The sequence below is a fragment of the Tenacibaculum maritimum NCIMB 2154 genome, from assembly GCF_900119795.1.
GTDB classification, from domain to species: domain Bacteria; phylum Bacteroidota; class Bacteroidia; order Flavobacteriales; family Flavobacteriaceae; genus Polaribacter; species Polaribacter maritimus.
Genome location: NZ_LT634361.1, coordinates 436,966 through 450,684 on the forward strand (window position 1 = coordinate 436,966; position 13,719 = coordinate 450,684).

The following is a 13,719-nucleotide window of genomic DNA, read 5'->3' on the forward strand; positions in this document are numbered from 1 at the left end:
ATAGGCATGAGTGGAGGTACAAAAAAATGGTTTTCCCTAAATATATTTAAGGAAGCTAAAAAAGATGCATGTAAAGAAGGTAATTGTTTGGATTCTGAAATGAAAAATGATGGGATTGCTCAGGTTTTTAATAAGCCTACCAGTAGAAGAAATGCATTGAAGAAGTTAAGTGCTAGTTTGTTAGTAGGAGCGGGCGCTGTTAGTACTTCGTGTAGTGTAATTTCTAGTAAGGAACATAAAGAAAAAGAGACTGAAAACTGGGAGGAGCTTTTTAAAGGGAATTACAAATTAATGAGCGATGAAGAAAAGAGGGCGACGGTGAGAAGGTTGGAAAAAAGGTATGCTGAGCGTTTGGGGAAGACTATTAACATTTCTGCAAAAAATGCAGATGAAAATGTGTTGTTTGGATATGCTTTTAATATTTCTAAATGCCAAGGCTACATGGATTGTGTAGAGGCTTGTCATCAAGAAAATAATCATGATAGAGAAAGTGATATGCGCTATATTAGGATTCATGAGATAAAGAAAGGAGAAGGAATTAACTTTGAAAAAGCAGATGATAGTTATGGGCATGAAGTTCCTGCTGAAGGGCATTTTTACCTAGGAACGCAATGTTTCCATTGTGATAATCCTCCTTGTACAAAGGTATGTCCAGTACAAGCTACTTGGAGAGAAAAAGATGGTTTGGTGGTGGTAGATTATGATTGGTGCATTGGGTGTCGTTATTGTATGGCGGCTTGTCCTTATGATGGAAGGCGATTTAATTGGAGCGAGCCTAAAATCCCTGCTGAAGAAGTGAATCCAGAGCAACATTATTTAGGAAATAGGATTCGTAAAAAAGGAGTTATGGAGAAGTGTACGTTTTGTGTTCAACGTTCTCGAAAAGGGAAAAACCCTGCTTGTGTGGAAGCTTGTCCTACTGGAGCTAGAGTTTTTGGGAATTTGTTGGATCCTAATAGTACTATTAGAAATATAATAGAAACAAAGAAAGTGTTCAGATTAAAAGAGGATTTGGGAACAGAGCCTAAGTTTTGGTATTTTATGGATTGATCACTTATCAAATTAAATATAGAGTCATGGTTAAAAAAAAAGTTTATGTTTTGCTGTTTGAGGGATTTTCTGATTGGGAAATTTCATATTTAGCTCCAGGGTTACAGAAAAACGAAGGAATTTCATTGAGTTATTTTACAGTTGATGGAGCTCCCATTAGATCGGTGGGAGGATTGCATATTCAACCCGATTTTTCAATTAGTGAAATTGATACAAGTGAGGTTTCGGCGCTTATTTTGCCAGGAGGAACATTTTGGGAAAAGGAAACGGTAAAGGAAATAGATGTACTTGTAGATGAATTGCATGCAGAGGATAAAATAATAGGAGCAATTTGCGGGGCAACAACTTATTTAGCTAAGAGAGGGTATTTAGATGACGTAAAACATACTAGTAATTCTTTAGATTATTTAAAAATGTTTGCAAAATCGTATAAGGGATCTCGTTATTATCAAGATGAATTAGCGGTTACTGATGGTAACTTAATAACAGCCAATGGAGTTGCTCCAATTGAATTTGCAAGAGAGGTTTTTAAAGCTGTCGAATTATATAGTGATGCCAATATTGAAAAATGGTTTCATCTTTTTAAAGAGGGAGTATGGGCAGGTTGATAAAACAGCAGTTGGTACTGTGTTTTTTTAAGAAATGGTTTCCATTTTTTCTTATGCCTGCAAATTGGTCTTATTCCACCTTGATTTTAGCTTTTTCTGACAATGTAGTTAAGCTATGTTGTTTAAAAAAGACTTCATTAGGACAAAAAAAACTGAATTTTCGCTTCAAAACAAAAAGTTTAAATCGCTTCAAATTAAAATTATCGTAGAAAAGAGAGTTTTGTACGATAATTTTAATGTATAGATGTTATTGCTTGAAGTATTATTTTTTTTGGTATTTTCTGATAGCTTCTTTAATTTTTGCAATTCTATTTTCAGGGTCAGGATGTGTGCTTTGAAATTCAGGAGTTCTGTTTGGGCCGGCAGCAGCTTTTAATATTTGCATGACTCCGATTAAATGTTCAGGATTGTAACCGGCGTCTATCATTATTTTTACCCCTAGTTCATCACTTTCTAGTTCGTCATTACGTCCGTATTTCATATTTATGGCATTTGCAATTATGGTAGCTCCCTGTGCGGTACTTGGATCAAACCCAACTGCAGCTCCAGAAAGTAATCCTTGAGTTAGGTCTTGTTTTGCCATGCGTTCTGCGGAATGGCGACCAATAACATGTCCGATTTCATGACCTAAAACGCCAGCTAATTGGTCTTCGTTTTTCAATTTAGAAAATAACGCGTACGTAATGAAAATTTGCCCTCCAGGTAATGCAAAAGCATTGATAGTGGTTGCGTCTTTTAATAAATGAAACTCAAACGGATAGCCTGATTTTTGGGCAATACTACGATGCACTAGCAATTGACCAACTTTATCCACTAATTTTTGAAAACGGTTATCGGGGTGGAGTCCTCCATGCTGTTGAGCCATAGAAGGAGCAGAACTTAGTCCGATAGCTATTTCTTCTTTGGGAGAAATAGAGATATGCTGTTTTTTTCCTGTGTATGGATTGATTTCAGCATTTGAACAATACTTAAAGACGGCAAATAAAGCAATAGCAGCACCAATTAATAATCTGATTTTAAAATTTCCACGATTTCTCATATTTATTATTTTTAGTATAAAATACTTTGCTTAAACTTTTTAAAAGTATGGGAGGAATAGTGTTTTTTAAGTGCATTTTTTATCTTTTTGATTTTATAGTAATGCGATGCGATTCAAAACACTTTAGCTTAAAAAGTTTAGAGTAAGTTCAAAAATGTAAAGATACGCAATCTGTATATTTAACAGATATAGGTTTTTTGTAATCTATAAATGTTTTAAATTTACAGAACAAAACAATAGATAAAACATATGGAGCCTTTTTTTGAGTTAAATGAAATTACAAAGAAACTACCAAAGCATTTGCATAAGTTTATTGTGAAGCAGCCGTATGATGAATATACAATGCAGCATCAAGCAGTTTGGCGTTATGTTATGAGAATGAATGTTGATTATTTGAGTAAAGTAGCCCATGAGTCTTACGTGGCTGGATTAAAAAAAGCAGGTATTTCTATAGAGCATATTCCTCATATGGAAGGAATGAATAGAATTTTAAAAGAAATTGGCTGGGCTGCGGTTTCGGTAGATGGTTTTATTCCGCCGAATGCCTTTATGGAGTTTCAAGCTTATAATGTATTGGTAATAGCATCAGATATAAGAACGATAAATCATATTGAATACACGCCCGCTCCAGATATTATACATGAGGCAGCAGGGCATGCGCCAATTATAGCCAATCCTGAATACGCTGAATACCTACGTCGCTTTGGAGAAATAGGAAGTAAAGCTATTTCGTCTTCAAAAGATTATGAGTTATATGAAGCTGTTAGGTGGTTGTCTATTTTAAAAGAGAATCCAAATTCTTCTGAGGAAGAGATTAATGAAGCGCATGCAAAGGTAACATGGTTGCAAAATAATATGGGGGAGCCTTCTGAAATGGCACAAATAAGAAATCTGCATTGGTGGACGGTTGAGTATGGGTTGATAGGAACAGTTGAAAACCCTAAGATTTATGGAGCAGGATTGTTATCATCAATAGGAGAAAGTGCTTGGTGTATGAAAGAGGAGGTGAAAAAGATACCTTATTCTATTGAAGCAGCTGCAATGAGTTTTGATATAACAAAGCCTCAACCTCAGTTATTTGTGACGCCAGATTTTGCGTATTTAAGTTTAGTGCTAGATGAATTTGCAAATACAATGGCGTTAAGAACAGGGGGAGTAAGAGGAGTGGAAAAGCTAATAGATTCGGGGAATATAGGTACTGTTGAATTGAGCACAGGGGTTCAAATTTCAGGAATATTTACCAATCTTATAAAATCTAAAGAAGGTAAGGTTGCTTATATACAAACGACGGGAGGAACTGCATTGTCTAATAGAGATAAAGAGCTTATAGGTCACGGGATTTCTTATCATGCTGAAGGATTTGGTAGCCCAGTGGGTAAGTTGAAAGGAATTAATTTGCCTATTGAAGACATGAGCCCGAGAGATTTAAAAGCGTATGGTATTTATGAAGGAGAATATATGACGTTGGAGTTTGAGAGTGGAGTTGTTGTAAAAGGGAAGGCAATTACAGGAACACGTGATTTAAGAGGGAAGATTTTAATTATTTCATTAGAAGAATGTACGGTTACTTTTGGAGCAGCAGTTTTATTTAGACCAGAATGGGGGATTTACGATATGGCAATAGGAAAGGAGTTGGTTTCTGCTTTTGCGGGAGCGGCTGATCCTAGTTCATTTGCGGATATAGGAAAGGTTTCTGAAACAAAAACGCATAAAATAGTATATTCAGATAAAGAAAAGAGGTTATATAAACTATATGGAAAAGTGAGAAGTTGGCGTGAAAAGAATGTTGTTGATGAGAAGGAATTACTAGGAGTATTTAAAGAATTACAGTCTGATTTTAAAGAAGATTGGTTGTTGCCGTTGGAGTTATTGGAACTGGCTATAAAACATAGTTTTTCTGTAAAAGTAGATGTAGAAATGTATCTGAATCAATTTAAAAAAGATAAAAAATACAAAACATTAGTTGAAAATGGTTTACATTTATTGCCTGTATATGAGATGTAATACCAGTTGTATTAATTTATAAATGGTGTGAATCTGATGAGATTATTTAATTTATTTAGAAAAAAGGATATGAGTACCGAAATTAAAGAATACTTAGAAAAAGGAGCTATCGTGTTGGATGTAAGAACGCTTGAAGAATGGAATGAAGGACATTCTGAGGGGGCAAAGCATATTGTTTTGACAACTATTCCATCGCAAGTAGAAGAAATAAAATCATGGGATAAACCTGTAATTGCTGTTTGTAGGAGTGGAGGAAGAAGTGGGCAAGCAACAGATTTTTTATTGAGTCATGGTGTAGATATTATTAATGGAGGTCCTTGGGGAAATGTAGATCAGTATTTAAAATAATGCCATCCATCAATTAAAGCAATTATGATGAGAATATTTTTGTTGATACAGAAAGTATATTGATTGTTTTGGATTTGATATAAAAATTAAAATTGTATAAAAGGGAATGCTTGTTGAAGTGTTTCCTTTTTTTTGTACAATTTTTTTAAAAATTGTTGGTGCTGTTCAGATTTAGGATTGAAAGGTCGGTGTGCGAGCCCTTTTTGAATGGCGTCAATTTGCTGCATTATTTTTTTACTTTCTTCTGAAATCCATGTTGCTGAAAACTTTTCCCATATATGATTGATTGCTGTATTGTTAGGGTGAATCATGTCTTCTTTGTAAAAGCGATAATCTCGGAGTTCGTCCATCATGATTTCGTAACTAGGAAAGTAATAACAATTTTTTTGATTGTGAATACTGTTGTGGATTGCGGTTAATAAGTGCGCTTTGCTGCGTTGGTTTTCTGTAAAGCCGTCTTTTAAGTGCCGAATTGGAGAAAGGGTAAATAAAATGGAACTTTTGGGGTTTATTGATGTAATATGTGTTATTATCGTGTGTAATGATGTTGTGATTTCTTCAATAGCTAGTATTTCTTTTGAGAATTTTTTTTGAGGAACTTTATGGCAATTTGCTACAATAGTATTGGTATTTAGGTGTCTGTACACCCAAGAAGTTCCTAGTGTAATAATAATATGTGAAGCTGCTTTTATTTGTGTAGCAGTGTGTAAAAGGCCATTGTTAAGATTGTTTAATAAATCTGCTTTATTATTAGCACTTAAGCTAGAGTGTGCATCATAGCAATGCCAGCGTTCGTTGTGTAAGAAGATGTCTTTTTCAGTGTATTTTTTATGCAGGATAGCATTGATGATTAAGTTTTCTATTGCTTTAGGGTGGAATAAAATTCCAAGAGGATTTATTAGAGATTGGAATTTAAAATAATTAAGTTTTTTTCCAATATTTTCAGAAAAACAAGAACCTAATAAAAGCAAGGTTGCATGGTGGTTGATTTCATGAGTAGATTGCTTTTTTAATGGAATGGGCGTATGGAAAATCATAGATTGAGAATTGGCTCAAAAATAAAGATAAAATTGTTATTAATAAAAATACGTACCTTTGTTTAATAAAAAAGGATAGGTGTTGAACGGAATCAATAAAAATTTTACAATTAAAGATCTTGAAAATATTTCGGGAATAAAAGCTCATACGATTCGTATCTGGGAGAAACGATATAATTTATTGTTACCAGAAAGAACGGATACTAATATTCGATACTACTCTTCTGAAAATTTACAGAAATTGCTAAATGTCGCATTGTTAAATGCTCATAATTATAAGATTTCTAAGATTGCAGAAATGTCAGACGAAACGATTCTTGTAAAGGCAAGAGAATTAGCGTTAAAAAAGGGGATTAACAATGAGGCTATCAACTCTTTAAAGTTGTCGATGTTTCGGTTTGATAAACAATTGTTTAATCGTACCTATAACAAGTTGTTAAGTAAGAAAACATTTAGACAGGTTTTTAAAGATGTTTTTGTACCCTTTTTAAATCATATAGGACTTCTTTGGCAAACAGATACATTATTGCCAGCGCATGAGCATTTTATATCGAATTTAATTGCCCAAAAAATACAAATAAGTACTGATGAGCTAGAGTATTCGTCGGTTTCTTCAGAAATAACCTATGTTCTTTTTCTACCTGAAAATGAAATACATGAGTTGGGATTGATGTATTTGAATTATGAATTGGTGCTAAGAGGTTACGCTACCATATATTTGGGGCAAAGCTTGCCGTTGGATAATTTGAGCTATTTTTTTGAAAGTAATACGGAAATTAGATTTGTAACTTCATTAACTGTTCAGCCCTATGATGATAAGGTGCTTGGGTATTTTAATGAAATAGAAGATGCACTAAGCGGAACAAATCATAAGTTGATAGCAGTAGGTCAAAAGGCAATGTTGGTAAAAGATATTGATTTTAAAGCGAGTATTACTGTTTACTCATCTTTAGTGGAGTTGTTAGAGGACTTGTAATTTTTTTTGTATAATTTTATTTTGTTTAACTATAATTTGTTTTTGTTAAACAAAAAATGTAAATTTGGTTAGCTCTTTTTACTGGATAAGATATTTGTGATTTTATTCTGAATAAAAGATAACCTTATTTAAATAATAAAATTTGAGAAAAAAAATAGCAATAATAGGTTCGGGCTTCTCTTCATTGGCAGGAGCATGTTATTTAGCAAAAGCTGGGTACGAGGTTGTGGTGTTGGAAAAAAATAAAACGATTGGAGGTAGAGCAAGGCAATTGTTAAAAGATGGTTTTACGTTTGATATGGGACCAACATGGTATTGGATGCCTGATGTTTTTGAAAAATTCTTTGGAGATTTTGGAAAAAAACCTACTGATTATTACCAACTAGAAAAATTATCTCCAGCATACCAAGTTTATTTCTCTATATTAGATTCTGTGACAGTTCCAGGGAACTTAGAAGCTATTTATGAAATTTTTGAAAAAGAAGAAAAAGGGAGCGCTAAGCATTTAAAAACCTTTTTGAAATCGGCAGCATACAATTACGAGGTGTCTATTAATGATTTGGTGTATAAACCAGGAATATCTCCTTTAGAGTTAGTTACTCCAGTAACAATAGGAAAAATAACTCAATTTTTTTCTACGATTAGGAAGCAAGTTAGAAAACATATAAAAAGCAAGAAGTTAATTCAAATTTTAGAGTTTCCTGTATTGTTTTTGGGGGCCAAGCCAAGCAACACCCCTGCTTTTTATAATTTTATGAATTATGCTGATTTTGGTTTGGGTACTTGGCATCCTGTAGGAGGAATGTACAAGGTAATTGAAGGGATGGTTTCATTGGCTACTAGTTTAGGGGTTACTTTTAATACCGAAGCAGTAGTAGATGAAATTGTAGTCAATTCAGTAGGAGAGGCTACTGGGGTAATCGTAAATAAGGAGTTTTTGGCAGCTGATGTCGTACTTAGTGGAGCTGATTACCATCATACAGAAACATTATTAGCAAAGGAGTATAGGCAGTATTCAGAAAAGTATTGGGATACAAAAGTATTTGCGCCCTCTTCTTTATTATTTTACGTAGGATTTGATAAGAAAATAGCAAATGTTTGTCATCATACGCTATTTTTTGATACAGATTTTGATGAGCATGCAAAAACAATTTATGATTCGCCTAGCTGGCCAGAAAATCCTCTTTTTTATGCTAGTTTTCCTTCGATAACAGATAGCTCTTTTGCTCCAGAGCGTAAAGAATCAGGAACTTTTTTGATTCCCTTAGCACCAGGAATAGAAGATACTCCTGAAATAAGAGAAGTATATTTTGACATGATTATAAATCGATTGGAAAAGCTTACGAATCAGTCTATTAAAAGGCATGTTCTTTTTAAGGAGAGTTTTTGTGTTAACGATTTTAAGGAAGGGTATAATTCTTATAAAGGAAATGCTTATGGCTTGGCAAATATATTAACACAAACGGCTTTTTTAAGACCTAAAATAAAAAGTAAAAAAGTAAAAAATTTATTTTTTACAGGGCAACTAACCGTGCCAGGACCAGGGGTTCCTCCTGCTTTAATTTCAGGGAAAATAGCTTCAGATTTAATTTTAAAATACCATAAAATATGAAACAACTATTTGATGAAGTGTCCTTTTTATGTAGTAAATTAGTTACTCGAAAATACAGTACGTCATTTTCGCTGGCTACTAAAATGTTGTCGCCGAAAATTCGTGCAGCAATTTATAATATTTATGGTTTTGTGCGTTTTGCAGATGAAATTGTAGATTCATTTCATGCATATGATAAAGCATTGTTATTGAGTAAGTTTGAGAAGGAGTATTATATGGCAAAAAAAGAAGGAATCAGTTTAAATCCTATTTTGAATGCTTTTGTTCATACCGTAAATAAATATGATATTACAGACGATTTGGTACAAGCTTTCTTAAAAAGTATGAAGGCTGATTTGTATAAAACGGAATATAAGACAGAAGCTGAATATAAGGCTTATATTTATGGGTCAGCTGATGTTGTAGGGTTGATGTGTTTAAAGGTTTTTGTTAATGGAAACTTGCAAAAGTATGAAGCATTAAAAGATGCAGCAATGCGCTTGGGATCCGCATTTCAAAAAGTAAATTTTTTACGAGATTTAAAAGATGATTTTGAAACATTGAATCGTTCTTATTTTCCTAATATCAACTTAAAGGAATTAGACGCGCAATCGAAAGAAGTTATTATCAAAGATATTGAAACGGATTTTGAGTATGCTTTTCAGCATGGGATATTAAAGCTTCCAGTAGAGGCTAAGTTTGGGGTATATATGGCATATAGATATTATAAACGTTTGCTAAAAAAATTAAAGAGCGTTCCTTCTTCTAAAATAATGAGTACAAGGGTTCGTATTTCCAATCCTATGAAAATTAATTTACTAGCAAGAAGTTATGTGAAGTATAAATTAAATTTGATATAATAAAATGAGTGTAGTCATCTTTTTTATAATAACACTGGTAACATTTGTAATTATGGAGGGTATAACGTGGTGTACACATAAATATATCATGCATGGGTTTGGTTGGTTTTTGCATGAAGATCATCATCAACCAGGGTATCCACATATTTTTGAAAAGAACGATGCTTTTTTTGTTGTGTTTGCTATTCCAAGTATGTTGTTGTTTTATTTTGGAATTCGTCCAGAACTTAATTATTTATTTTTTATAGGTTTGGGAATACTACTTTATGGACTAGCATATTTTTTAATTCACGACGTTTTAATTCACAGGCGTTTTAAATGGTTTAAAAATACACAAAATCGTTATTTAAGAGGATTAAGAAAGGCACATAAAATTCATCATAAGCATTTAGGGAAAATAGACGGAGAGTGTTTTGGAATGTTGTTCGTTCCTTTTAAATATTTTAAGAAAAAACAATGAGTCAGTATTTGTATCTCCTGTTAAATATAGGAAGTTTAAGTATTCCTTTATTGTATAGTATTTTTGAAAAGAAGTTTCATTTTATACAATACATTAAAGCTGCTTGTTTGAGTATTTCAATCATTGCGGTTCCTTTTTTAATATGGGATGCAGCATTTACTAAAATAGGGGTTTGGGGCTTTAATTCAAATTACCACCTTCCTTTAAAAATAATAGGAATGCCCATAGAAGAGTGGCTTTTTTTTATATGCATCCCCTATGCTTGTTTATTTACACACGAGGTATTAAAATATTACTTCCCTAATTTAAAACTATCAAGAAGGTTCGCAAAGCAAATTACTGTTTTTCTGTTATTGATAGCAATAGGGGGCTTGGTATTTAATTTTGGAAAACAATATACTACGATAAACTTTATCCTTTTTTTACTATTAATGGGGTATAGTTTAGCGAAGCATTTGGAAGTATTACAGACTTATTTACCAAGTTTCTTCGTCATACTTTTTCCTTTCTTTATAGTGAATGGAGTACTTACGGGAAGTTTTATAGAAGCGCCAGTAGTTTGGTATGATGATGCTGAAAACATGAACTTTAGGTTGTTTACAATCCCATTTGAAGATGCTTTTTACGCATTTAACTTATTGTTTTCGATACAGTTGGTATTTAACTATTTAAAAAATAAAATTTATGAAAGCTAATAAATATGGATATTTTATAATCTTTTTATTCTTCAATTTTATGGCGTTAGTTATTGGCATATGGTTGATGAATGATGGTCCTAGAACAAGTTGGTATTTAGGTTTGTCAAAAGCACCTTGGACTCCTGCCGGATGGGTTTTTGGAGCAGCATGGTTTAGCATCATGTTCCTTTTTTCTTTTTATATGACTAAGCTTAGTTTTCAGTATGCTTTTTTAAGTAAATATTTAATTGCGATTTACACTTTTCAGTGGGTTTTAAATGTAGGTTGGAATTTTGTTTTTTTTAACCAGCAATTAACTATTGTTGGGTTAGTAATAATTACATTACTATGGTTGCTAATAGGTTATTTTACATTTAATCATATAAAAAAGCTAGGTTATTATACATTGTTAATCATGCCCTATTTGGTATGGATGACAATTGCTACGAGTTTAAACGCTTACATTGTTTTTAATAATTAATACAAATATTATGGATCAAGGAAATAGAATAACATCAGATAAGATTATAGCATTATATATGGAAGAAGTGCTCACGGAAACCCATATAACATCAGTATATGCTTTTGCTAAAAAGCACAATTTTGAAGAGAATGAATTTTACCATCATTTTAGTAGTTTTGAGGTCTTAGAAAAAGAAATTTTTGCAATTTTTTGCACAAAAACGGTAGCCTTATTGCTAAAAAATGAAGCTTACAAAAATTATGATTCGAAGAGCAAACTGTTGAGTTTTTATTATACATTTTTTGAGTTATTAACGGCAAATAGATCTTATGTTCATATAAAATTAGGAACTCATAAAAATAAGCTAGCCTCTTTAAAATTGCTTTCGAAATTACGAAAAGAGTTTATTGAATTTATAGATAAGGAAATCCATACAGATGCTATAGATTTTAAAAATAAAACAATTAATAAATTACAAAGTAAAGGAGTTCTTGAAAGCGCTTGGTTTCACTTATTATGTACTTTACAGTTTTGGTTAGCAGATACTTCATCCAATTTTGAAAAAACAGATATTTTCATAGAAAAATCAATAAAAGCAAGTTTTGATTTAAAAGAAGTAACACCTATACAAAGTGTTTTTGACTTTGCTAAGTTTTTATGGAAAGAAAAAATACCAGTAATATGAAAAGTATAGATAACATTCCGACATCAAAAATTCAGCGCGCTTCTAAATTATTAACCACAGGAATAAAAGTAGGGGTTAATTATGCAAAATATTATGGAGAAAAAATAGTAAAAACAGAAGATGAGGCAAAAAAGAATTTAAATGAAGCAAATGCTACTGATATTTACGATGGTTTAAAAACCTTAAAAGGTTCTGCTTTAAAAGTAGCTCAAATGCTAAGCATGGAAAAAAACATCTTACCAAGTGCTTATGTAGAAAAATTTTCACTGTCACAATTTTCAGTACCTCCATTATCGCCTCCGTTAGTTGTAAAAACATTTAAGAAATATTTTAAAAAAGCACCTACAGAGGTATTTGATAGCTTTACAAAGGAATCTGTTAATGCAGCAAGTATAGGGCAGGTACACAAAGCAACAAAAGGAGGAAAAGAATTAGCCGTAAAAATTCAGTATCCAGGAGTTGCAGAGAGTATTTCTTCTGATTTAGCTATTGTAAAGCCCATTGCTATGAGAATGTTTAATATAAAGGGAGAAGGATCTGATGCCTATTTTAAAGAAGTAGAAGATAAGCTAACAGAAGAAACAAACTATATTTTAGAATTAGCTCAAAGTAAAGAAATAGCAAATAGTTGTAGTAAAATACCAAACTTAAAATTCCCTAATTATTATTCAGAATTTTCATCAGAGAAAATTTTAACAATGGATTGGATGGAAGGGCTTCATTTGTCTGAATTTACAGCATTAAAACATGATGCAGTAGTATTAAATCAGATAGGGCAAGCGTTATGGGATTTTTATATGTATCAGATGCATGTTTTGAAAAAAGTACATGCTGATCCTCATTCAGGTAACTTTTTGGTTTCGGATAAAAACGAATTAATAGTAATTGATTTTGGATGTATGAAAGAGGTTCCTAATAGTTTTTATATTCCTTATTTTGAGCTGGCTAAAAAAGAAAATATAGAAAACAAGGCTTTTTTTGAAGCCAAATTATATGAGCTAGAAATCTTAAGAGAGGATGATTCTTTAGAAGAAAAAGAGTTTTTTCAGGCACTTTTTTATGAAATGCTTTCTCTTTTTACCCAACCTTTTCATCAGGAAGAGTTTGACTTTTCAGATGCTGTTTTCTTTAACAAGATAGCTGAGTTAGGGCAAAAATATGCGAACAACACAGCACTTAAAAAAATGAATGGAAATAGAGGTTCTAAGCATTTTATTTATATCAATAGAACTTTTTTTGGTTTGTATCATTTAATGCACGATTTAAAATCAACCGCTATTAAAATTAATAATTATAAAACATTATAGGATGCAGTTTACTCGTAAAGATATAGACGCTTTAGAACATTTATACAAAATTAATTTTGTAAATAGTTTATCAGGATTCAAATCTGCAAATCTAATAGCCACGAAGTCAGTAAAAGAAGTAACGAATGTTGCAGTGTTTAGTTCCGTAGTACATTACGGGTCTGCTCCTCCTATTTTAGGATTTGTATTGCGTCCAACTACGGTAAGAAGAAATACATATGATAATATAAAGGAAACGGAATTTTATACAATTAATCATATAACCGAGTCTATGATTCATGAAGCGCATCATACATCGGCAAAATACCCTTCGGAGATTTCAGAGTTTGATAAAACCGCTTTAACAGAAGTGTATAAAAATGGCTTTCATGCACCATTTGTTAAAGAAAGCTCAGTACAAATAGCTATGAAATATGTAGAAGAATACCCCATAAAAATAAATAATACATTATTGATATTAGGAGAAATTGTAGCAGTATATGTTGATGAGGTTTTGGTAGAGAAAGACGGCTTTATAAATTTATCTAAAAACGAAACAGTAGCTATAAACGGATTGGATGCTTATGTAACCCCCGCTAATAGTAAACGCCTCCCATATCAACGACCAAAATAAA

Annotated in this window: 15 protein-coding genes; 13 read left to right on the top strand and 2 right to left on the bottom strand. The window is 32.3% G+C overall.

Annotated features, from left to right (window positions below):
* Positions 1-6: 6 nt before the first annotated feature.
* Both MARIT_RS02030 and MARIT_RS02035 read left to right on the top strand, forming a co-directional pair.
* A complete protein-coding gene (locus MARIT_RS02030; protein WP_100210626.1) occupies positions 7-1,050 on the top strand; it encodes a 4Fe-4S dicluster domain-containing protein in 1,044 nt (347 codons plus the stop codon).
* A 26-nt stretch (positions 1,051-1,076) separates the two neighbouring features.
* Positions 1,077-1,658, top strand: coding sequence for a type 1 glutamine amidotransferase family protein (locus MARIT_RS02035; protein ID WP_100211982.1), 582 nt, complete (start codon positions 1,077-1,079; stop codon positions 1,656-1,658).
* Between the two features lie 262 nt (positions 1,659-1,920).
* Here the strand turns inward: MARIT_RS02035 and MARIT_RS02040 are convergent, their stop codons facing one another.
* Complete coding sequence (locus MARIT_RS02040) at positions 1,921-2,697, bottom strand: M48 family metalloprotease (RefSeq protein ID WP_024740118.1); 777 nt, start codon at positions 2,695-2,697, stop codon at positions 1,921-1,923.
* A gap of 249 nt (positions 2,698-2,946) precedes the next feature.
* On the opposite strand from MARIT_RS02040, the gene MARIT_RS02045 reads away from it, so the two are divergent.
* Complete coding sequence (locus tag MARIT_RS02045; RefSeq protein ID WP_100210627.1) at positions 2,947-4,701, top strand: aromatic amino acid hydroxylase; 1,755 nt, start codon at positions 2,947-2,949, stop codon at positions 4,699-4,701.
* Positions 4,702-4,770: 69 nt separating this feature from the next.
* Positions 4,771-5,049 (top strand): rhodanese-like domain-containing protein, encoded by a 279-nt coding sequence (locus MARIT_RS02050; protein ID WP_038025225.1) that lies wholly within the window; start codon positions 4,771-4,773, stop codon positions 5,047-5,049.
* An 86-nt stretch (positions 5,050-5,135) separates the two neighbouring features.
* Here MARIT_RS02050 and MARIT_RS02055 read toward each other — a convergent pair whose 3' ends face one another.
* Positions 5,136-6,086, bottom strand: a complete 951-nt coding sequence (locus MARIT_RS02055) for a GSCFA domain-containing protein (RefSeq protein WP_100210628.1) — start codon at positions 6,084-6,086, stop codon at positions 5,136-5,138.
* A 79-nt stretch (positions 6,087-6,165) separates the two neighbouring features.
* Between MARIT_RS02055 and MARIT_RS02060 the strand changes: the two genes are divergently transcribed.
* The 9 genes from MARIT_RS02060 to MARIT_RS02100 all read left to right on the top strand — a co-directional run bounded on the left by MARIT_RS02060 (position 6,166) and on the right by MARIT_RS02100 (position 13,718).
* Positions 6,166-7,062, top strand: coding sequence for a MerR family transcriptional regulator (locus MARIT_RS02060; RefSeq protein WP_317042281.1), 897 nt, complete (start codon positions 6,166-6,168; stop codon positions 7,060-7,062).
* 142 nt (positions 7,063-7,204) lie between these two features.
* Positions 7,205-8,674 (top strand): phytoene desaturase family protein, encoded by a 1,470-nt coding sequence (locus tag MARIT_RS02065; RefSeq protein WP_100210630.1) that lies wholly within the window; start codon positions 7,205-7,207, stop codon positions 8,672-8,674.
* Positions 8,671-9,513 carry a phytoene/squalene synthase family protein gene (locus MARIT_RS02070; RefSeq protein ID WP_024740124.1) on the top strand — a complete coding sequence of 281 codons (843 nt, stop codon included), beginning with the start codon at positions 8,671-8,673 and terminating at the stop codon, positions 9,511-9,513. Before MARIT_RS02065 ends, MARIT_RS02070 begins: the two co-directional genes overlap by 4 nt.
* A 52-nt stretch (positions 9,514-9,565) precedes the next feature.
* A complete protein-coding gene (locus MARIT_RS02075; RefSeq protein ID WP_373852614.1) occupies positions 9,566-9,973 on the top strand; it encodes a sterol desaturase family protein in 408 nt (135 codons plus the stop codon).
* A complete protein-coding gene (locus MARIT_RS02080) occupies positions 9,970-10,668 on the top strand; it encodes a lycopene cyclase domain-containing protein (RefSeq protein ID WP_024740126.1) in 699 nt (232 codons plus the stop codon). Before MARIT_RS02075 ends, MARIT_RS02080 begins: the two co-directional genes overlap by 4 nt.
* Positions 10,658-11,131 (top strand): TspO/MBR family protein, encoded by a 474-nt coding sequence (locus MARIT_RS02085; protein WP_024740127.1) that lies wholly within the window; start codon positions 10,658-10,660, stop codon positions 11,129-11,131. The genes MARIT_RS02080 and MARIT_RS02085 overlap by 11 nt, the downstream gene beginning before the upstream one ends.
* On the top strand, positions 11,115-11,798 hold the full coding sequence (locus MARIT_RS02090) for a TetR family transcriptional regulator C-terminal domain-containing protein (RefSeq protein ID WP_231975179.1): 684 nt from the start codon (positions 11,115-11,117) through the stop codon (positions 11,796-11,798). The genes MARIT_RS02085 and MARIT_RS02090 overlap by 17 nt, the downstream gene beginning before the upstream one ends.
* Positions 11,795-13,105, top strand: coding sequence for an ABC1 kinase family protein (locus MARIT_RS02095; protein ID WP_100211984.1), 1,311 nt, complete (start codon positions 11,795-11,797; stop codon positions 13,103-13,105). The genes MARIT_RS02090 and MARIT_RS02095 overlap by 4 nt, the downstream gene beginning before the upstream one ends.
* A gap of 1 nt (position 13,106) precedes the next feature.
* Complete coding sequence (locus MARIT_RS02100; protein WP_024740130.1) at positions 13,107-13,718, top strand: flavin reductase family protein; 612 nt, start codon at positions 13,107-13,109, stop codon at positions 13,716-13,718.
* Position 13,719 lies beyond the last annotated feature (1 nt).